This is a genomic window from Streptomyces sp. NPDC050504, from assembly GCF_044458065.1.
Taxonomy (GTDB): Bacteria; Actinomycetota; Actinomycetes; order Streptomycetales; family Streptomycetaceae; genus Streptomyces.
In genome coordinates this window covers 393,985-413,544 of record NZ_JBITHO010000005.1, presented here as the reverse complement: position 1 = coordinate 413,544, position 19,560 = coordinate 393,985, and the positions used below count along the sequence as shown (strand labels likewise).

Below are 19,560 nucleotides of genomic sequence, written 5' to 3'. Positions count from 1 at the left end.
AGCTTTCCGACCCATCCGCACCCCGGCACGGCGCACGCGCCCTGCCGCGGTCCGCCGTACCCGAAATCCCCCGCGAACAACGAGGTTCCGCCATGCTCACCGCCGCCGCGCCCCCACCCGTCGAGGCGCCGCCCCACACGGGCGGCCTGCTGCTCCTGATCGACGGCACCGCAGGGCTGCTGACCGTCGCCGCGCTCGGCATCGCCCTCCTGCTCTTCCTGATCATCAAGATCAGGCTCCAGCCCTTCGTCGCGCTCCTCGCGGTCTCCATAGCCGTCGGCCTCGCCGCCGGCCTGTCCGTCACCGAACTCTTCGGCACCGTCCAGAAGTCGGCGGCCGTCTCGGTCATCGAATCCGGCATGGGTGGCATCCTCGGCCACGTCGCGATCATCATCGGCCTCGGCACGATGCTCGGCGCGATCCTCGAAGTCTCCGGCGGGGCCGAGGTGTTGAGCTCCCGGCTGCTCTCCCTCTTCGGTGAGAAGCGCGCCCCGCTCGCGATGGGCCTCACCGGCCTCATCTTCGGCATCCCGGTCTTCTTCGACGTCGGCATCTTCGTCCTCGCGCCGATCGTCTACGCGGCCGCCAAGCGCTCGGGCAAGTCGATCCTGCTGTACGCGATGCCGCTGCTCGCGGGCCTGTCGATGACCCACGCGTTCCTGCCCCCGCACCCGGGCCCCGTCGCCGCCGCCGGACTCTTCAAGGTCTCCCTGGGCTGGGTCATCCTGATGGGCGTCGTCGTCGGCATCCCGGCCGTGCTGGCCGCCTGGGCCTACGCGGGCTGGATCGGCAAGCGGATCTTCGTCGAGGTCCCGCAGGACATGCTGGACGCCGCCGACGAGGCGAAGGCGGCGGTCGCCGCCGAGCGCAAGGGCTCCGACGAGTCCCCGGTGCCGCTGGGCACCGTCCTGCTCATCATCGGCACCCCGCTGGTGCTGATCCTCGCCGCCACGTTCTCCTCCATCGCGCTCGACCCTTCGACTCTCCGCAGCGTGATCGAGTTCTTCGGCAACCCGTTCGTCGCCCTGACGATCGCGCTGCTCATGGCGTACTACCTGCTGGGCATCCGGCGCGGCTGGTCCCGCAAGTCCCTTGAGCAGGTGTCCACTTCGTCGCTGAAGCCGGTCGGCAACATCCTGCTGGTGGTCGGCGCGGGCGGCGTCTTCGGCGCCGTGCTGAAGGCCAGCGGCGTCGCCCAGGCGCTCTCCGACACCTTCAACGACGTCGGCCTGCCGATCATCGTGCTCGCCTATCTGATCTCGCTGGTGCTGCGCGTCGCGCAGGGCTCGGCGACCGTCGCGATCGTCACCACGGCGGGCATCGTGCTGCCGCTGGTCGAGGGCGGCGACCACTCGCAGGCGTTCCTGGCGCTGGTCATCATGGCGATCTCGGCGGGCTCGATCTTCGCCTCGCACGTCAACGACGGCGGCTTCTGGATCGTCGCGAAGTACTTCGGCATCTCCGAGCGCGACACGCTCAAGTCGTGGACGGTCCTGGAGTCGGTCCTGTCGGTCGCGGGCTTCGCGGTCGCGGCACTGGTCAGCCTCGCGGTGTAGCGGGCGGTACGTACGGGAGGGGCGCCACCGGATCCGTCCGGCGGCGCCCCTCCCGCGTTCCCGTGCTCCCGTTTCCCGCGTTCCCGTGCCCAGTGGTCCTGGGCTCCCCGTGCGGCGGCGTCAGCCGCAGCCGCACCCGCCGCAGCCCCCGCAGCCGCCGCCGTCACCACCACCCCCGCCGTCGCCCCCGCAGCCGCCCGACGTGCTCGACGCGGCCGACTTCTCGGCCACGTGCTCGACGCTCAGCTGCCCCGGTTCGGGGAACACCGAGAGTCCGAAGAGGGCGACCGCCATCCCCGCGACGCCCAGCTGCGCGAAGTCGCACGCGGAGGACGGCGGGGCGGCCCAGGCGGAACGGGCGGTGCGGTTCGAGGTCTGGAGCCGGTCCAGCACCGCCTGGCCGGCGGGGGTCCGCCGGTACTTCACCGGCAACCCCTGGAACGGCGTGAAGACGAGGCACGCGGCCTGCGGCAGCCAGGAGACGGCGCCGTCGTCGTGGTAGGCGCCGATCCGCACGGAGAGCACGATGGCCAGCAGGCAGAGGAACAGGTGCAGCCGCCGCTGGCGCCGCCAGGCCGACAGGCTGCGCTCGGGCCTGAGCAGCCCGTCGGCGACGAGACGTTTCTCCACCTGCCTGATCTCGGCGGAGGACCTGATCGCCCGGTGCAGCCGGTCGAAGCGGAGGTCGCCGGTCGCCGGGAGGCGGCCCAGGACGAAGCGCTCCAGGGGGTGCAGGGTGCTCGCGGGCCCGGACCCGGGGACGTACGGCACCGGAGGGCGGAGCGCGTCCGCCGCCAGCGGTCCCGGCTGGGCCCGGTTCGCCACCAGCCGCACGTACCCCCTGTTCCGCATCCCGTACAGCAGGGTGTCCGCGAGGCGGCCCGACCCGCCGGCGAGGAAGGCGACCGCCAGCGGGTCGTCGGGGGCGTCGGCCGCGGCGGGCCGCTCGGGGTCGGGGCGCAGGGCGGCGGCCCGCTTCCACACCAGCAGGACGAGGCTCGCGGCGGGCACCGCGTACAGCAGGAGGAGGGTCGGCAGGACCGGCATCTCAGGCCACCTTCGCGCAGATCACGGACTTTCCGTCGTCGACGTCCCAGGTCCAGTAGGTCGTGTTGTCGTAACCGCAGCGCAGCCGCGAGCGGTCGGACGGCATCGTGTAGTAGCCGGTGATCCGGAGGACGTGCGTGTACCGCTTGGGCACCCGGTCCGAGCCGCAGCTCCACACCACCATCAGGTCGGCGCTGGCCTTCTTGTTCCCGTCTATCTTGGCCGTGAAGCACTGCCCCGCGCGGAACTGGCGGCGCAGGCACAGCGAGGTGTCCTCGTCGTCGCTGCCGCTGTGGAACCACTCGTCCTCGCCGGGCCCGTTCCCGCAGTCGACGGTGCGCGCGCTGCCGGTGCCCGCGTCGGTGACGCGGACGTAGGCGGCGGCCGAGTCGCAACGCACCTCCTCCGGCGCGGACTTGCTCCAGGTGTCGTACCCGTCGTCGTACACGTCGAGGCAGTCGCCGGGCGAGACCGCGCGGAAGGCGAGGTCGGTACGGGAGGCGGAGGGCGTCGGGTCGGGGGCGGGCGTGGAGACGGAACCGTACCCGGCGGTGCCGCTGCCGCTCGTGCCGCCCGTGCCGCCCGTGCCGCTCAGGCCGCTCGTGCCGCCCGTACTGCCGGACGAGCCCGTGGTGCCCGACGTGCTGGACGTGCCGGACGAGGAGTCGTTCCAGGGGAGCAGGCCCTGGCTGTGGGCGTAGAAGAGGCCCACCACGACGAGGACGATGACGGCGATGACGGCTCCGGTCTTCCCGGCCGAACCCCCGGGCGCCGTACCGCCGTTGCCGGGCCCGACGAGCCCGCCGGACCCGCCGCCCGGTGCCGAGCGCCCGGCGCCCGCTCCGGACGGGGACGCGGCCTCGGGTCCCGACGCGGAGCCCGATCCGGTACGAGGTCCCGCACCGGCCTTCGTACGGGACCCCGCCCCAGGCCCCGAGCCCGCCCCTGAACCCGACCGTGAGCCCGGCCGTGAACCGGCCCCTGAACCCGCCGCCCCGGACCCCGCCCCGGCGTTCGACCCGGACCCCGACCCTGCCCCCGACCCGGCCTTGGGGCCCGAGCCGCCGCCCTTCGCGCCGGATCCCGCACCGGATCCCGCGCGGGGCCCCGCCCCTGGCTCGGCCCCGGCCCCCGCGCCGCCGCCCGCGCGCTCCCGCGCGTCGCGCTCCGCGCGGAGCCGGGCTGCCAGCTCGTCGCGCGCCTGCCGTTCCCGTTCCGCACGGGCGGCGCGGTCCCTGGCGGCGCGGGCGGCCCGGTCGCGCTCGGCCTGTTCCCGGCTGGCCCGGGACCGTTCGGCGGCCCCGACCCCGACCCCGACTCCCGTACGGGCTCCGCCCGCGCCACCACCACCGGCCCCGGACGCGCCCGAGCCCGCAGCCCCCGAGCCCGCGGACCCCGCACCGCCCGACCCCGCCGCACCGCCCGCACCGGACCCCGCTGCACCGGACCCCGCCGCGCCGCTCGCGCCTCCGCCGGGGCGGGAGCGGCGGCGCAGCTCCTCCTCCGCGCGCAGCCGGGCCTCGCGCTCGCGTTCCGCGCGCTTCTCCGCCCGCTCCCGCTCCGCGCGCTCGTGCTCGCGGGCGGCCCGTTCGCGCTCCCGTTCCCGCAGCGCGCGCTCCCGCTCCTCGCGCTCCCGTTCCGCCCGCTCCCGTTCCGCCCGCTCCCGCTCCTCGCGGGCGCGGTCCTCGGGCGAGCGGGTGTACATCCTGGTCGCCGGGGGCGGCGGCACCGCGTCCGTGCGCTGGTCGACGGTGAGCGCGTCCGGGCTAGTCGGCGGCTGGCCGCCGCGCAGGAGGTCGCGGCCCTGCTTCGCGTACGCCTCGATGGGCTCCGTCCAGCGGGGCGGCAGCCAGCGGGTGCCGCTGTGCGAGACGGGCAGCCCGGCCAGTCCGGCCCTGAACTGGGCCAGTACGTCGGCCGGTTGGGGACGTGACGCGGGGTCGACGGCGAGACAGGGCCGGATGACGGAGACGAGTTCCTTGGGCAGTCCGGTCAGGTCCAGCTCACCGCGCTGGACCCGGCCGAGGAGTTGCAGGGTCGTCTCGCCCTCCGGGTAGGGCGGGCGGCCGACCGCGAGGTGGAAGAGCGTGGCGCCCAGCGAGTAGACGTCGGACGCGGCGGTCGAGGGGTTGCCGCAGGCCTGCTCGGGGGAGGTGAAGGCGATGGTGCCGAGCGTGAGGCTGGTGCGCGTGATGTCCGTGGCGTGCGAGATGCCGAAGTCGATGAGGCGGGGCCCGGCGAGCGGCAGCAGGATGTTCTGCGGTTTGACGTCGCGGTGCACGATCCCGGCGGTGTGCAGGGTGACCAGCGCCTCCGAGGTCCCGGCGGCGACCCAGCGTACGGCGGACGCGGGCAACACCCCTGCGGTGCGGACGAGTTCGGAGAGGGAGGGCGCGGGTATGTAGTCGATGGCCATCCACGGCCGCTCCGCCTCCGGGTCGGCATCGCGCACGCGCGCGGTGAAGACGCTCTCGACGCGCCGGGCCACCGCCACTTCGCGGGCGAAGCGGCGGCGGTCGACGTCGCTGGCGACGCCGTCGGCGAGGAGGGTCTTGACGGCGAGCAGCTTCCCGTCGGCGGCGCGGGCGAGGTAGACCCGTCCCATGCCGCCGGAGCCGAGTCTGCCCAGCATCCGGTAGCGCCCGAGTTGACGTGGATCGTCGCCGCCCAGTGGCTGGACGCGTGCGCCCGTCCTCGTCATGCCGCACCTCCCCCTGCCGCAACAGTGCGGGTCCACAGTGCCACGGCAAGGGGTGGCTCAGCTACGCGAAGATCTTCAACTGGTGCAGTACTGTTGCTCCTTGCCGATGGAACGGTACATGCAGTCGGAGTTCTCCAGGAGCTGGAGCACGGCATCCCGGTTGCGCGAGGTCTCGCGCTCGATGACCTCGTCCGGCGGGTAGAAGCCGCCGCCGCCCGAGCGCGGGTACATCTCGAAGGTGTAGCCGAAGATCTTGTGCGCGCCCCAGAGGTAGTCGTCGATCGACCCGTCGGTGATGTAGAGGTCGCTGGACTGTTCGGGGGTGTAGCCGTTGCTCGCGGCCATCTTGCGGCCGACGGTCGCGAAGGCGTCGCGGTCGTCCTGGGTGAGGCCGGGCGCGGTGTCGTTGTAGGTGTAGCCGAACGGCCAGAGCACCAGCTCGCTGTACGTGTGGAAGTCGATGGCGGCCCTGATCTGCTGCTTGCCGCCGACGACGCGCGAGCGCACGAAGTCGGACACGACCTTCACCTCGGGCGCGGACTCGGGGGCGGAGCCCCGGTAGGTCTCGGACGAGGTGGAGCCCGAAGAGCCGCCGCAGCAGCCCCACTTGAAGTTCCAGTTGCGGTTCATGTCGGTTCCGACGTACGAGGAGCCGGAGTTGGGCTGCCGGTTCTTGCGCCACGAGCGGTAGGAGCCGGACGCGATGTCGTACTCGCCGCCGTCCGGGTTGAGGTCCGGGACGATCCAGATCTCGCGGCCGTTGACGGCGTTGGTGACGCGGGAGTCGGAGCCGTATCCGGCCCCCAGCTCCCGTATCAGGTAGAGCGCCATCTCGACGGTGAGGTGCTCGCGGGCGTGCTGGTGGTGGGTGAAGAGGACCTCGGGCTCGTTCTCGTCCGTGGCCACGTTGTCGCTGATCTTGATGGCGATGATGTCGCGGCCCTGGTGCGTCTTGCCGATCACCCGCTTGCTCATGATGCCGGGGTACGCGGCGAGGCGCTGGTTGATCTCCGTGTTCATCTCGGCGTAATTGTGGTACCGGGAGTCGGCGGGCGGGAAGTCCATGATCCCGGCGCCGGTCCCGGCGCCCCCGGAGGGCGGTCCCGGGAGTTCCTTGAGCACGTGGCCGAGGCCGCGCAGCTTCTTCGCCTGGGCGGCGTCGGCCGTGACGACGATCGAGTGGTCGGCGACCTCGTCGATGGAGACGCCGGAGGCGGCGGCGATCGCGGTGCGGGCGGCGGGGGTGGCGGGCCCGTCGATCCGGTACTGCTTGACCGCCTCGTCGGCGGCGGTGGCGCGGCTCTGCGGGCCGGGGGAGGGGGAGGGGGACGCGGTGGCGGCGATGGGGACGGCGAGGACGGCGGCGAGGGCGAGTAAGCCCGCGCGTAGGCGTAGTCGCATGAGGGCTCCTGTGGTTGTGGGGGTGCCCAGGAAGCCTGCTGCGCTGACATGCCCCCGTCAAGATGAACTCCGGCCAAGGGGCGGGCCCGCCGCGAGAACCCCACCCGGCCGCCCCGGGCGGAACGCGGCAGCGCCGCCGGGGGAGCGGCGGCGCTGCGGTCGGGGAGGAGAGGGGCGCACGCGGCGGGGTGGGGCGATCCGCGCCCCGCCGCGTGCGTACCGGCTACGGCAGGGCGTGGACGTGCGGGCCCACCGCGTTGGACCACGCGTTGCCCGCCGTGGCGTCCCAGTTCGTCGACCACGTCATCGCGCCCCGGATGCCCGGGTACGTCTTCGTGGGCTTGAACGCACCGCACCCGGTGCCCCGCGCCAGGCAGTCCAGCGCGTTGTTCACGATCGTCGGGGCGACGTAACCGCTGCCGGCGCCGCGCGGCGACGCCGGCACTCCGAGGCCGACCTGGCTCGGCGCGAGGCCGCCCTCCAACTGGATGCAGGCGAGCGCGGTCAGGAAGTCGACGGAGCCCTGCGAGTACACCTTGCCGTCGCAGCCGAGCATCGAACCGCTGTTGTAGTACTGCATGTTGACCACGGTCAGGATGTCCTTCACCGCGAGCGCGGTCTTGAAGTACTCCGTACCCGTCGACTGCATGTCGATCGTCTGCGGCGCCATGGTCAGGACCATGTTCGCGCCCGCCTTCGCGGACAGCTGGCGCAGCGCCTTCGTCAGGTACGTGGAGTTGATGCCGTGCTCCAGGTCGATGTCGACCCCGCTGAACCCGTACTCCTGCATCAGGGCGTACGCGCTGTTGGCGAAGGCGGTGGCGGAGGCGTCACTGTTGATGGTGACGTTCCCCTTCTCGCCGCCCACCGAGATGATCACGGACTTGCCCGCGGCCTTCTTCGCGGCGATGTCGGCCTTGAAGTCGGCGACGTTGGCGTAGCCGACGGCCGGGTCGAGGTTGAAGACGATCTGGCCGGGCGTCGTCGTCGAGTCGGCGAACGACACCGCGATGATGTCGTACTGCGCCTGGACGTCCCGCAGCTTCTGCACGGTCGCGCCGTTGTTGAAGTTCTGCCAGTAGCCGGTCACCGCGTGCTTGGGCACGTTGGGGTTGGGGGTGCCGCCGTCCTTGGAGGTGGTCGCGGTCACCGTCGCGGACTTCGCGGACTCGCCCGCGGAGTTGGTCGCGGTCACCTGGAACTGGTACGCGGTCTCCGCGGCGAGCCCGTCCACGGTCGTGGACGTGCCGGTCACGGACTTCACCTTGGTGCCGCCCTGGTAGACGTTGTATCCGGTGGCCCCGGCGGCGGCGCCCCAGTTGAGCGTCACGGACGAGGAGGTCACGCCGGAGGCCGCGAGACCGGCGGGCGGGTTGGGGACGACCGGGTCCGGGTCGCCACCGCCGCCGCCGTCGGGCCCGAAGACGCTCACGTCGTCGACGTAGTACGAGCTCTGGCCGTACCAGCCGTGCGTGTAGACCGTCACGGACGTGGTGTTCGCGCCCGTCTTGAAGCTGGTCTTCAGCTCGCTCCAGCCGGAGCCGCCGGGCGACCAGGTGGAGACGTCGGTGGTGCCGGTGCCGCTGGCGCCGAGGTAGACGTAACTGCCCTGCACCCAGGCGCTCAGCGCGTACGTGGAGTTGGGCTTGACCTTCACCGTCTGCGAGCACCTGGCGTTGTCCTGCCCGGCGGGCGTGCCCTGGAGCGCGGAGGCGCCGGTGTGGACCGGGGAGGAGACCGTACTGCCCGCAGTACAGGTCCAGTTGGAGAGCCCGCTCTCGAAGCCGGAGTTCTTGGCGACGTTGATGTCCGCGGCCTGCGCGTTGGTCGCGAGGCCCGTCACGGTCAGCGTGCCTGCGGCGACGACGGCGAGGGCGCCGCCGAGCACGGGGCGGCGCAGCCCTCTGCGGTGTCTGCTGGTGCGGTCCACTTGCTGCCTCCGATGGGGAATGTCGGGGGGTGGGGGAGTTGCACGGGAACGGTGGCCACCGCTGGGGCTACAAAATGGTCCAGACCATTAACGTTGTCAAGACCTCTGGCACCGACCGGTACGCGAAACCCCCGCGCCCCCGCCCCACTTGAAGATCACTACCCGGGCAGCACGCCCCCCGCACCCCCTTCAGCCCAGCAGCCCCAGCGCGGCCGCTCCGATCAGCGCGAGTCCCAGCAGCAGCAGCCCGCTCACCACCACCGCGAAGACCGGGACCCCGATCGCCGACAGCCGGCCCTCGTCCGGGTTCGCGATGGTCGCGCTGCGCTCCGGGTCCGCGGGGTCGTAGCTGACGGTGACCGGGTCGCCGGGGGCGAGCCCGACGGCCATGCTGTAGTCCTCGAACTCCACCTCGCGCCCGTCGGCGGTCTCGAAGGCGAAGAAGTGGCGCGCCTCGCGTCCCTCGCCGCTCACCCGCTTCTCGTACGCGGTCCGCACGAGCCGCCCGGTCGTCCGCTCGCCGCGCCGCAGCGCCCGCGCCACCCGGCGCAGCCGTTGCGCGTAGGTGAGGAACACGCTCGTCAGCAGCACCGCCATGCCGCCCAGCACGACGACTCCGATCGCCGCATCGCTCATGCGACCGCGCTCCTCACTCGGCGCCCTGTCCGGAATTGGGCCTGGGCCCGATCGTCTTTGGGCCCCGGGACCCATCCCCCGGCTCGTGCGTCCGCCTAGCCTCACCAGTGCAGACATGCATCATGCACCACGCATGAGCCGGGGGAGGGAGAGCGGTGGAGCGCAGACGCGGGGCAGCGGCGTTGGCCTGGATGCGACGCGGGGGCGGCCTGGACAGAGGCGCCTCCGGAGTCGACTACCTGGGCTCCATCGTGGTCGTCGTGGCGATCGTCCTCGGGCTCTCGGCCGCGGGCATCGGCGGCCAGGTCGCCGACGCGATCCAGGCGGCGATCTGCCGGGCGACCGGCGGCGGCAACTGCGACGTGAAGTCGATCGCGGCCCCGGGCGACAAGCCCCTGGACAACAAGAAGTACGAGCCCAAGGTCTGCAACACCTCCAGCGTCGAGGACGTCGCGGGCGCCGAGGCCACCATCGGCTTCTTCTCCATCGGCAACGAGTACGGCTTCCAGGAGCAGGAGTTCAAGACCCCCGAGGGCGACACCAAGGTCTATCTGACCTTCACCGACGCCGCCTCCGTCAAGGCCAAGAAGGACGTCAAGGCCGGGGTGAAGGTCGGCAAGCTCGGCGGCGACAAGGTCGAGCTGGGCGGCGGCATCAAGGTCACCAACGGTGACACCTGGGTCTTCAACAACAAGCAGGAGGCCAAGGAGCTGCGCGAGAAGGTCGAGCGCCTGCAGGCCCTGGAGACCCAGATCACCCACGGCGGCAACGCCAACATGGGCTACGGCCTCATGGGGATCTTCGGCAAGGGCCCGTACGCCGAGATGGACCGGCTCACCAAGGAGATCAACTCCAAGCTCGACGGCGGCCACATCACCTTCGGCAAGATCGGCGCCGAGGTCACGGGCGACGCGGCGCTGAAGAAGGCCCAGAAGGACGAGAAGGGCCTGGGCCTCCAGCTCGGCGGGAAGTTCAAGCTCGCCCCCGAGGCGACCGTGACCAACAACAACGCGACGAAGCCGCCGACCAAGGGCTACACGTACCAGTTCACGCTGGAGTACGCGGGCACCGCGAACCTCTCCCTCGGGCCGCTCAGCGACAAGGTCGAGAAGGGGCAGATCCGCACCGGCACCATGACCGTGATGCGCTACCCCGACGGCTCGCTGGCCCGCGTCGACATGACGCAGTCCATCGAGACCCGCAAGACCGAGAACGGCAAGATCACCGGCGACAAGGACTCGAAGACCGACGTCGACAAGGACGGCAAGCCCAAGAAGAACAAGGGCAGCGCGCAGACCACCGACAAGGACCGCGAGACCCACGTCACGACCAACACGATCGCCTTCCCGCCGCCGGGCGACAAGAAGCTGGACGCCCCGGGCGAGGCCGAGAAGGTGAAGCGCAACCGCGAGACGGTGGAGAACTGGCTGGACGGCTCGGGCAACAACGTCGCCCCCTTCGTCTACCTCTTCGGCGACAAGGCCCCCAAGAACAAGGCGGACGCCCAGAGCGACTTCGAGAAGCTGATGTACGAGGAGGGCGTCTCCAGCTACCAGCGCTTCTCCGGCACCACCGAGGCCGAGGAGTACGGCTTCGAGGTCAACCTGGGCCTCACGCTGGGCGCCAAGGTGAGCTTCGAGCACACCAACATGAAGTTGGAGCAGGCCGACTTCCTGGGCGCGCCCAAGCCCGACGGCAAGCGCGAGTACATGCCGTACTCGTACTGTGCCAAGTGATCGCGTACGGCTGACAGGGCCGAGGAGAGCAGTGATGAGCAAGAACACCAGGCGCGGGGCCCTCGCGGCCGCCTTCGCCCTCGCCGCGGCCGTCGCCGTCGGCGGCTGCGGGGCGGACGAGCCGGCCGCCCCCAAGGGCTGGGGCACGCTGGAGGCCGGATCCGTGCGGGTCTCGTACCCCGAGGGCTGGAAGGTCCTGGAGCAGAAGGACCGGGGCCGTACGGACGCGGCGGCGGTGCTGGTCAAGAACGGGACCGAGGTCGCGAAGATCGCCGTGCAGCTGAAGTTCATGAAGGCGGGCGACGCGGGGACCGCGGCGGCCGGTGCCATGGCCTCGCTCCAGCCGGGCGGCAAGATCAAGGGCAACGAGCAGTTCAAGATCGGCGGCGACCGGGAGGCCGAGCGCGTCGACTACACGTACAGCGCTGGTGCCGGGCCCGACGAGCAGCCCGGCGGGGTCCCCGACGGCACGCTGGTGACCGGCGCCGACGTGGTCACGATGGACGCCGACGACGAGCCGGTGCTGGTCAGGATCAACACGACGGGCAGCGCGCTCTCCGAGCAGGACGTGGACAAGGTCGTCGAAAGCGTGGACGTGCGATGAGCGGCGGCTGGCAGGGCAACGGCGGCTGGGGCGCCCAGGCGCCCGCGGGCGGCGAGGAGGTCCCCTGGGGCTGGGCGCTGGCCAGGGCCTGGGCGGCGGGCATCCTGACGCTCGCGGTGACGGAGTACCTCCAGATCACCCTCGTGGACCTGATCGTCGGGAACTCCACGGACTCCCTGGAGTCCGTGCCGTCCCAGTTGTTCGCGATCCACCTGCCGAACCTGATCTGCGTGGCCCTCGCCGTGGCCGCGTCCTCGCTGGTGCACGCCGAGCCCCACCGGTATTCGGCCGGCCGGCACGCCGTCGCGCTGCTGGCCGTGCCGCTCGCCGTCCAACTGCTGGTGGTGACCACCCGCTGGGAGGACCAGAGCGTCCAGGAACTGCTGGTCGCGGTGGCGGTGCTGAGCGCGGGCTGTGCGGCGGGCTGGACGCTCGGGCGGCTGCGCGGGGATTAGTTCCGTACGGGCGCGGCGCTCGCCGGGGCGCCGCGCCACGACGGCACCGGCGTCGTCCGTGTGCGGTCGGGAATTACTTCTAAGGGACAGCCCTGAATTTCACAGCACGGGTACAGCCTCGTATTGCACGGGTCGCAATCGAATTCCCATTGGTGTAGTCCAGCCGTGCGTACCCCCGCGCGGTGACCTTCTTCACAATTGCCACTGCCGTCACAGGGTCCCGAATGCTCTCCCGGTAAATCGCCGTGCCCTGCGGTCAGTTGGACCGGGCATTCGGCGATCCGCATTCTCAGGTTGTTTCCCGTTCATCTTTCAGGTTGGTCACGAGACTGTCCTGTGGCCGTAACTCCGCGCCCGCTCTGTCCGGTTTTGGTGATGAATGGCAGGGTGACTCGCTTCGTGTGCGGGAAAGTTGGGGTGTTCTCCGGCCAGTAAGTCGTGGATAAAGTGCTGAGGCAGCCGTATGCGGTTGCGCTGCGCAGTAAAACGATCTGCGGTCGCCGGACAGCCGGGGACCGAGTGGACGGGGATCAGATAAGTGTCGACAGCGATCGCGGTCACCAGCGCTGACCTGGTGCTGCCGCCAGTGGACCAGCAGACGCCGACGGCCGCCGTCTTCCAGTCGCCGCAGGACCAGCCGCTGGAGGCGGCGCTCGCCGACACCCAGGTCCTGCTGGAGCAGCACGGCTTCGTCGTGGTGCTCTACCCGTCCACGGTCTCCGCCGCGCAGGAGCGCAGACTGCACGCGGTCCGCGCGATCCTGGAGAGCGACCGCATCGCCCTGCTGAAGTCCGACCTGCCGCCGCTGGGCCTCGCGGTCCTCGTGCGCCAGCTCAGACAGCTGTCCGTCTGCGACTTCTCCCCGGGCGTCGTCGCGTCCGCCGCGCGCCTGCTCTCGCACTACGTCTACGCGGGCGCCCTGCTCAACTCCGTGGCCAAGCTCGACCGCGTCCCGGTCAGCCTCAAGGCGCACCTCAAGGGCTGGATGCCCGGTTCCCAGTTCGCGGTGCTGGCCGGGCCGAACCCGCAGCTGGTCAAGGTCGGCCAGGAGGCGCGGCCGCTCGCCGGGCCCGAGTTCGGCACCCGGCTCGTGGTCGCCAAGGGGCAGCTGGGCGGCGACTGGGTCACCGGCACGCTCGCGCCCGCCTGGAAGGTCCAGGGGGTGCAGGAGGTCGCGCTGCCCGCCGAGTCGGCCCGCTGGTGGGGCACGGGCAAGCTCACGGAGTTCGCGGCCTTCCTCCCCGACATCTCGGTCCTCTACCAACTCGTCTCCTCCGTACGGCGCGAGAAGTGCCACTGGTGCGGCCTGGAGCTCATCGGCGACCGCTGCGGCTTCTGCACGTCGCCGCTGCACGTCCCCGAGAACAGAACCCACGCGTCGGGCGCCCCGCACGGGGCCCCCGGGCGCTCCTGACTCCCCGCCCTCCCGCCTCCCCGACGCCCTTCCTGTCCGCCTCCGCTCCACGTACTCGATCGAGGTTGTACGGCCATGAACTCCCGCCAGCGCCGCGGCGTGATACTCCTCCTTTTGTCGGTCCTCTGCGCGTTCGCCGCGTTCGCCGGGGTGCTCTCGGTGATCAGCGACGTGAATTCCAAGGTCGGCCCCGAGGTGACGGCGTACAGGATCAAGTCGAATGTCGCGCCGTACACCCCGCTCAGTTCCGGCCAGTTCGAGGAGATCTCGATGCCGAAGCGCTGGCTCTCGGACAATGCGGTGACCGACATCTCCGAGGTCGACGGAAAGATCGCCGTCACCCAGCTCCGCGCGGGCTCGCTGCTCCAGAACGACATGATCGTGCGCCGCCCCGCCCTGGAGGCGGGCGAGCAGGAAATGGCCATCATGATCGACGCGGCGACCGGCGTGGCCGGAAAGATCACCCCCGGCGCGACCGTCAACATCTACGCCACCTTCGCGGGCGAGAAGGAGGGCGACCCGGCCCAGTCCAAGGTCATCGTCGCCGGTGCCAAGGTCCTGGACGTCGGCAAGCTCACCGCGCTGGAGTCCAAGGACAACGACCGCGGCGGCAAGGGCTCGGAGGCGGTCCCGATCACCTTCGCGCTCAACACCTGGGACACCCAGCGCGTGACCTACGCCGAGTCCTTCGCCGAGCACGTCCGCCTCGCGCTCGTCGCCCCCGGCGGCGAGAAGACCATCCGCCCCGGCGACCGCACCTACACGCTCCCCAAGGACAAGGACAAGTGAGGATTGGATGACCACCAGGATCCTCCCGGCCGTCGGCGACCCCGACGCGGCCCGGTCCGTCACCACCCTGCTCAGCCAGCTCCCCGACGCCGAGCCGGCCGCCCCCGTCGTGGACTCGACGCAGCTCATCGACACGCTCGCGCGCCTGGCGGGCGAGTCCCTCGACGAGCTGCCCGAAGTCGTCCTGGTCCACGAGCGGATCGGCCCGGTGCCCGCCCTGGAGCTGATCCGGGAGGTCGCCCTGCGCTTCCCCGCGGTCGGGGTCGTGCTCATCACCGCCGACGCCAGCCCGGGGCTCTTCTCGGCCGCCATGGACTCGGGCGCGCGCGGCCTGGTGGCGCTGCCGATCGGCTACGAGGAGCTGGCCAACCGCGTCCAGGCCGCCGCCTCCTGGTCCACCGGGGTCAGGCGCCACCTCGGCGCGGGCGCCGACGTGTTCACCGGCCCCGGCGGCACGGTCGTCACGGTCACCGGCGCCAAGGGCGGCGTCGGCACCACCCTCACCGCCATCCAGCTCGCCCTCGCGGCCAGGGCGTCGGGCAGGACCGTCGCCCTGGTCGACATGGACCTCCAGGCCGGGGACGTCGCCTCCTACCTGGACGTGCAGTTCCGCCGCTCCCTCGTCGACCTCGCGGCCATCACCGACATTTCGCCGCGCGTCCTCCAGGACGCCGTCTTCAGCCACGAGACCGGCATGGCCCTGCTGCTCGCGCCCGGCGAGGGCGAGCGGGGCGAGGAGGTCAGCGACCGGGCGGCCCGGCAGATCGTCAGCGCCCTGCGCTCGCGGTACGAGGTCGTGGTCGTCGACTGCGGCAGCCAGATGCACGGCGCCAACGCCGCCGCCATCGAGATGGCCGACACCGCGCTGCTCGTCACCACCCCCGACGTCATCGCGGTGCGCGGCGCCAAGCGCGTCGTACGGCTGTGGGACCGGCTCCAGATCCGCAAGGCGGAGGACACGCTGACGCTGGTCAACCGGTACAACCGCAGCACCGAGATCCAGCCCCCGCTGATCCAGAAGATCACCGGCACCAGGATGGCCGGCATCGCGGTCCCCGCGGCCTTCAAGGAGCTCCAGTCCGTGGTGGACGCGGGCCGGATGCACGAGCTTGAGGCCAAGTCCACGGTGAAGCAGGCGCTGTGGGGGCTGGCGGGCGAACTGGGGCTCGTGAAGACACCCGACGCACCCGAGAAGCAGGGCCGGCTGCGCGGCGGCGGGGACCGGGGCTCGATCGGCGTCCGGCGCCGCCGCGGCGGAAACCACGGAGAGGGCTGAGGCCGGTGCGGGTCGCGGGGGACGGCGGCATGCGGGGTCGGCTCGCCGGACGCCTGAAGGGCGACCGGGGTCAGCTGATCGTGGAGTTCACCGGGATGGTGCCGATCATCCTGGTCACCGTGGTGCTGCTGTGGCAGATGGTGCTGATCGGCTACACCTTCACGCTCGCGGGCGCGGCGGCCGACCAGGCCGCGCGCGCCGGGGCGGTGGACGGCGGGGCGGCCTGCCGGAAGGCGGGCAAGGACCGGCTGCCCGGGGCGTGGGCCGAGAACGGCGACGTGGAGTGCGGCGGCGACGACCGCGTCGCGAAGGCGACGGTCGAGCTCCGCGCCCCCCTCCTCGTCCCCGGATTCATCAGCCTGCCCGTGACGATCCGCGCCACCGGCGGCGCGGCGGCGGAAGGGAACGACTGACCGTGAACATCCGCAGGAAGAACCGCGAACGGGGCTCGGTGGCCCTGGAGTACCTGGGCTTCCTCCCCGTACTCCTGATCATCGCGCTCGCCGCGATCCAGCTGGGCATCGTCGCCTTCACCGCCCAGCAGGCGGGCACGGCGGCCAGGGCGTCGGCCCGCAGCGCGGCGCAGGGCGGGGACTTCCAGAGCGTCGGCAGCGAGTCCCTGAGCAACTGGCTCCAGGGGAACGCCGAGTTCCTTCCGGAGCGGGGCGGAGAGTCGGTCACGGTGACCGCGAGGGTCAAGATCCCCTCCCTCTTCCCCGGACTGTTCGACGAGACGGTCGAGAAGTCGGCCACCATGCCCCGCGATTCGCAGCGCGACTGACCGCCCCACACGCACCAACCGAGGAGTTACGACCCATGAGTCTGCGGGCACGCGTCACCGCCCCCGAGGACAACGGCGGGGGAAGGGAAGACGGCCACCTGGTCGCCACGTACCGCGCCAAGCTCCTGGAGGAGATCGACCTCGCGGAGATGTCGTCGCTCGCCGCCACGGACCGCAGGGCCCGGCTGGAGCGCGTACTGGGGCACATCATCAGCCGCGAGGGCCCCGTCCTGTCCACCGTCGAACGCGGCCAGCTGATCCGCCGCGTCGTGGACGAGGCGCTCGGCCTCGGCGTGCTCGAACCGCTCCTCGAAGACGCCTCCATCACCGAAATCATGGTCAACGGCCCCGACCAGATCTTCGTCGAGCGCGGCGGCCGGGTCGAGCTGCTGCCGCTGCGGTTCGCCTCCACCGAACAGCTGATGCAGACCATCGAGCGCATCGTCTCCACCGTCAACCGCCGCGTGGACGAGTCGAACCCGATGGTCGACGCCCGCCTGCCCAGCGGCGAGCGCGTCAACGTCATCATCCCGCCGCTCGCGCTGACCGGCCCCACGCTCACCATCCGGCGCTTCCCCCGGTCCTTCAGCCTCCAGGAGATGATCGGCTTCGGCTCGCTCGACGAGCAGATGCTGCTGCTGCTCTCCGGGCTCGTCCAGGCCAAGTTCAACGTCATCGTCTCCGGAGCCACCGGCACCGGAAAGACGACCCTGCTCAACGCGCTCTCCGGACTGATCCCGGGCGAGGAGCGCATCGTCACGATCGAGGACTCCGCCGAGCTCCAGCTCCAGCAGAACCACGTCATCCGCCTCGAATCCCGCCCGGCCAACGTCGAGGGCAAGGGCCAGGTCACCATCCGCGACCTGGTCCGCAACTCCCTGCGCATGCGCCCCGACCGCATCGTCGTCGGTGAGGTCCGCGGCGGCGAGGCCCTCGACATGCTCCAGGCGATGTCGACCGGTCACGACGGATCGCTCGCCACCGTCCACGCCAACAGCGCCGAGGACGCGCTGATGCGGCTCCAGACGCTCGCCTCGATGTCCGAGATCAACGTCCCCTTCGAGGCCCTGCACGACCAGATCAACAGCGCCGTCGACGTCATCGTCCAGCTGACCAGGCACGCCGACGGCTCCCGCCGGGTCACGGAGATCTCCTACCTGGACTCGCACGGCAGCGCCCCGTACCGCATCGTCACCCTCGCCCGCTTCAACGCCAGGCCGATGGCGGCCGACGGCCGGATCCACGGCGAATTCCAGTACTGCCCGCTCCCGCGCCGCCTCGCCGAGCGCCTCTACATGGCCAGCCAGCCCATTCCGCAGGCCTACGGAGTCGCCGCGGCCGACGGCCACCTCTCCGCCCGAGAAGCCAAGTAGGTACCCCCGCCATGGACAATCTCGCCCTCCTGACGATCGGCGTCACGCTGCTGTGCTGCGTGCTCGGCGTCGCGGGCCTGCACGCGTACACCTCGGGCAGGGCCCAGCGCGACGCGCTCGTCGAGCGCCTCTCGAACACCGGACAGCTCTCGGACACCGGACGCGGCCGCCGCTTCGCGGCCTTCGACCGGCGGCTGCGCAGGACCAAGTACGGCCGGAAGATCGAGCTCAAGCTCGCCGCGACCGGCCTCAGCCTCACTCCGGGCGAGTACGTCGCCTACATGCTCGGCGGCGTCGTCGCGCTCTGGCTCATCGCCTCGTCCGTGCTGGCCTCCTTCTTCGGCCCGCTCGCCGGCCTCGCCGGGGTCTGGGCGGCGAACACCTTCCTCAACTGGCACCGAGCCAAGCGCATCGAGGCGTTCATCGGCCAGCTCCCCGAGATCTCCCGGGTCCTGGCCAACGCCACCCAGGCCGGCCTCGCGCTGCGCACCGCCATCGGCATGGCCGCCGACGAACTGGAGGCCCCCGCGGGCGACGAACTGCGCACCGTCTCCGACCAGCTCGCCGTCGGGCGCAGCCTGGACGACGCGCTCAGCGAACTCGCCGAGCGGCTGCCCTCGCGCGAACTGGTCGTACTGGTCTCCACGCTGATCCTGTCCAACCGGGCGGGCGGCACCGTCGTCTCCTCGCTGCGCAACCTCACCGACACGCTGGAGGAGCGCAAGGAGACCAGGCGAGAGGTGCGCACCCAGCTCTCCCAGGTCAACACCACGGCCTACGCCGTCCCCGCGATCGGCGTCGGCGCGCTGCTGATGGTCGACCAGATGCTGCCGGGGGCGCTCGACCGGATGACCGGATCGCTCGGCGGCCAGATCGCCGTCGTCGTCTCGATCGGCCTCTACGTCCTCGGCTTCGTCGCCATCCGCCGCATTTCCAAGATCGACATCTGAGGGGGCACCCATGTCACTGATCCTCGGTCTCCTCCTCGGCCTCAGCGTCTTCGGCGTCTTCAAGGGCATCCGGATGTACCGGGCGGACGCCAAGCTCCCCGGCGACCTCGCCGTCGCCCTGGAGATCGGCTCCACCCGCACCACCGCCGTCGGCTCCGGCATCGACCGGCTCGGCATGCGCTACGCCCCCTTGGTGCTGCGCATGATGGGCCCCAAGCGCGTCAACGAGAAGCGCCGCAAGATCGACATGGCGGGCAACCCGGGCGGCCTCACCATCGACCGCTACGCCGCGCGCCGCGCCGTCTACGGGGCGCTCGGCGGCTTCGCCGCCTTCGCCATGCTCACCAACGGCCAGATCTTCCTCGCGCTGCTCATGGTCGCCTTCGGGCTGTACTGGGTCGAGGTCGGCATCTGGGCCGCGGTCCGCCAGCGCAGGGACGACATCGAGCGCACCCTCCCCGACTTCCTCGACGTCCTCGCCGTCGTCGTCTCGGCCGGGCTCGGCTTCCGCCAGGCCCTGGACCGCGTCGCGGAGAAGTACCAGGGCCCCTGGTCCGACGAACTGCGCATCACCCTGCGCCAGATGGACATGGGCGTCAGCCGCCGCCAGGCGTTCGACGAACTGCGCCGCCGCAACGACTCCGAGCAGGTCGCGATGTTCGTCACCGCGCTCCAGCAGGGCGAGGAACTGGGCGCCCCCATCGTCGACACGCTCATCGCCATCGCCGCCGACATGCGCCGCACCGACGCCCAGAACGCCCGCCGCAAGGCCGCCAAGGCCGTGCCGAAGGCGACGCTCATGGTCACCACCTTCATGGTCCCCGCGACCATGATCCTGATGGTCACCGCGATGCTCCTGGGCTCCGGCACGGACCTCGGCTCGCTGACCGGAGGGGAGTGAACGACCGCCC

The 19,560-nt window shown here is 71.4% G+C and carries 17 protein-coding genes; 12 read left to right on the top strand and 5 right to left on the bottom strand.

Going from position 1 to position 19,560, the window contains the following annotated elements:
* Nucleotides 1-92: 92 nt before the first annotated feature.
* Entirely contained in the window at nt 93-1,556 is a 1,464-nt protein-coding gene (locus ACIBNE_RS20790) for a GntP family permease (protein WP_399273566.1), read from the top strand.
* A 120-nt stretch (nt 1,557-1,676) separates the two neighbouring features.
* Here ACIBNE_RS20790 and ACIBNE_RS20785 read toward each other — a convergent pair whose 3' ends face one another.
* From ACIBNE_RS20785 to ACIBNE_RS20765, 5 genes are all read right to left on the bottom strand, one after another.
* Complete coding sequence (locus ACIBNE_RS20785) at nt 1,677-2,603, bottom strand: TIGR04222 domain-containing membrane protein (protein ID WP_399273564.1); 927 nt, start codon at nt 2,601-2,603, stop codon at nt 1,677-1,679.
* A gap of 1 nt (nt 2,604) precedes the next feature.
* Nucleotides 2,605-5,304 carry a serine/threonine-protein kinase gene (locus ACIBNE_RS20780; RefSeq protein ID WP_399273563.1) on the bottom strand — a complete coding sequence of 900 codons (2,700 nt, stop codon included), beginning with the start codon at nt 5,302-5,304 and terminating at the stop codon, nt 2,605-2,607.
* A 75-nt stretch (nt 5,305-5,379) separates the two neighbouring features.
* Nucleotides 5,380-6,705, bottom strand: a complete 1,326-nt coding sequence (locus tag ACIBNE_RS20775) for a M14 family metallopeptidase (protein ID WP_399273561.1) — start codon at nt 6,703-6,705, stop codon at nt 5,380-5,382.
* 223 nt (nt 6,706-6,928) lie between these two features.
* A complete protein-coding gene (locus tag ACIBNE_RS20770; protein ID WP_399273559.1) occupies nt 6,929-8,635 on the bottom strand; it encodes a chitinase in 1,707 nt (568 codons plus the stop codon).
* A gap of 189 nt (nt 8,636-8,824) precedes the next feature.
* A complete protein-coding gene (locus tag ACIBNE_RS20765; protein WP_399273557.1) occupies nt 8,825-9,271 on the bottom strand; it encodes a DUF3592 domain-containing protein in 447 nt (148 codons plus the stop codon).
* A gap of 155 nt (nt 9,272-9,426) precedes the next feature.
* Here ACIBNE_RS20765 and ACIBNE_RS20760 point away from each other — a divergent pair, with 155 nt between their 5' ends.
* The 11 genes from ACIBNE_RS20760 (at nt 9,427) to ACIBNE_RS20710 (ending at nt 19,550) form a co-directional block, all read left to right on the top strand.
* The gene (locus ACIBNE_RS20760) at nt 9,427-11,007 is read left to right on the top strand and encodes a hypothetical protein (RefSeq protein ID WP_399273555.1); all 1,581 of its coding nucleotides are present in this window, start codon (nt 9,427-9,429) and stop codon (nt 11,005-11,007) included.
* 34 nt (nt 11,008-11,041) lie between these two features.
* The gene (locus ACIBNE_RS20755) at nt 11,042-11,611 is read left to right on the top strand and encodes a hypothetical protein (protein WP_399273553.1); all 570 of its coding nucleotides are present in this window, start codon (nt 11,042-11,044) and stop codon (nt 11,609-11,611) included.
* Complete coding sequence (locus ACIBNE_RS20750) at nt 11,608-12,066, top strand: hypothetical protein (RefSeq protein ID WP_399273551.1); 459 nt, start codon at nt 11,608-11,610, stop codon at nt 12,064-12,066. Before ACIBNE_RS20755 ends, ACIBNE_RS20750 begins: the two co-directional genes overlap by 4 nt.
* Nucleotides 12,067-12,604: 538 nt before the next feature.
* Nucleotides 12,605-13,480, top strand: coding sequence for a hypothetical protein (locus ACIBNE_RS20745; protein ID WP_399273550.1), 876 nt, complete (start codon nt 12,605-12,607; stop codon nt 13,478-13,480).
* A 75-nt stretch (nt 13,481-13,555) separates the two neighbouring features.
* Nucleotides 13,556-14,269, top strand: coding sequence for a Flp pilus assembly protein CpaB (gene cpaB, locus ACIBNE_RS20740; RefSeq protein ID WP_399273548.1), 714 nt, complete (start codon nt 13,556-13,558; stop codon nt 14,267-14,269).
* A gap of 7 nt (nt 14,270-14,276) precedes the next feature.
* The gene (locus ACIBNE_RS20735; RefSeq protein ID WP_399273546.1) at nt 14,277-15,545 is read left to right on the top strand and encodes a CpaE family protein; all 1,269 of its coding nucleotides are present in this window, start codon (nt 14,277-14,279) and stop codon (nt 15,543-15,545) included.
* Between the two features lie 29 nt (nt 15,546-15,574).
* The gene (locus ACIBNE_RS20730; protein ID WP_399273545.1) at nt 15,575-15,958 is read left to right on the top strand and encodes a pilus assembly protein; all 384 of its coding nucleotides are present in this window, start codon (nt 15,575-15,577) and stop codon (nt 15,956-15,958) included.
* A gap of 2 nt (nt 15,959-15,960) precedes the next feature.
* The gene (locus ACIBNE_RS20725) at nt 15,961-16,326 is read left to right on the top strand and encodes a TadE family protein (protein WP_399273543.1); all 366 of its coding nucleotides are present in this window, start codon (nt 15,961-15,963) and stop codon (nt 16,324-16,326) included.
* 35 nt (nt 16,327-16,361) lie between these two features.
* Nucleotides 16,362-17,699, top strand: coding sequence for a CpaF family protein (locus ACIBNE_RS20720; RefSeq protein ID WP_399273541.1), 1,338 nt, complete (start codon nt 16,362-16,364; stop codon nt 17,697-17,699).
* 11 nt (nt 17,700-17,710) lie between these two features.
* Nucleotides 17,711-18,649, top strand: a complete 939-nt coding sequence (locus ACIBNE_RS20715; protein ID WP_399273539.1) for a type II secretion system F family protein — start codon at nt 17,711-17,713, stop codon at nt 18,647-18,649.
* Between the two features lie 10 nt (nt 18,650-18,659).
* Nucleotides 18,660-19,550, top strand: a complete 891-nt coding sequence (locus ACIBNE_RS20710; protein ID WP_399273537.1) for a DUF5936 domain-containing protein — start codon at nt 18,660-18,662, stop codon at nt 19,548-19,550.
* Nucleotides 19,551-19,560 lie beyond the last annotated feature (10 nt).

What these genes read in the sequence shown, in the direction of transcription:
- ACIBNE_RS20790 (WP_399273566.1), top strand. Translation starts at nt 93, where the DNA reads ATGCTCACCGCCGCCGCGCCCCCACCCGTCGAGGCGCCGCCCCACACG.
- ACIBNE_RS20785 (WP_399273564.1), bottom strand. Translation starts at nt 2,603, where the DNA reads ATGCCGGTCCTGCCGACCCTCCTCCTGCTGTACGCGGTGCCCGCCGCG.
- ACIBNE_RS20780 (WP_399273563.1), bottom strand. Translation starts at nt 5,304, where the DNA reads ATGACGAGGACGGGCGCACGCGTCCAGCCACTGGGCGGCGACGATCCA.
- ACIBNE_RS20775 (WP_399273561.1), bottom strand. Translation starts at nt 6,705, where the DNA reads ATGCGACTACGCCTACGCGCGGGCTTACTCGCCCTCGCCGCCGTCCTC.
- ACIBNE_RS20765 (WP_399273557.1), bottom strand. Translation starts at nt 9,271, where the DNA reads ATGAGCGATGCGGCGATCGGAGTCGTCGTGCTGGGCGGCATGGCGGTG.
- ACIBNE_RS20755 (WP_399273553.1), top strand. Translation starts at nt 11,042, where the DNA reads ATGAGCAAGAACACCAGGCGCGGGGCCCTCGCGGCCGCCTTCGCCCTC.
- ACIBNE_RS20750 (WP_399273551.1), top strand. Translation starts at nt 11,608, where the DNA reads ATGAGCGGCGGCTGGCAGGGCAACGGCGGCTGGGGCGCCCAGGCGCCC.
- cpaB (WP_399273548.1), top strand. Translation starts at nt 13,556, where the DNA reads ATGAACTCCCGCCAGCGCCGCGGCGTGATACTCCTCCTTTTGTCGGTC.
- ACIBNE_RS20735 (WP_399273546.1), top strand. Translation starts at nt 14,277, where the DNA reads ATGACCACCAGGATCCTCCCGGCCGTCGGCGACCCCGACGCGGCCCGG.
- ACIBNE_RS20730 (WP_399273545.1), top strand. Translation starts at nt 15,575, where the DNA reads ATGCGGGGTCGGCTCGCCGGACGCCTGAAGGGCGACCGGGGTCAGCTG.
- ACIBNE_RS20720 (WP_399273541.1), top strand. Translation starts at nt 16,362, where the DNA reads ATGAGTCTGCGGGCACGCGTCACCGCCCCCGAGGACAACGGCGGGGGA.
- ACIBNE_RS20715 (WP_399273539.1), top strand. Translation starts at nt 17,711, where the DNA reads ATGGACAATCTCGCCCTCCTGACGATCGGCGTCACGCTGCTGTGCTGC.
- ACIBNE_RS20710 (WP_399273537.1), top strand. Translation starts at nt 18,660, where the DNA reads ATGTCACTGATCCTCGGTCTCCTCCTCGGCCTCAGCGTCTTCGGCGTC.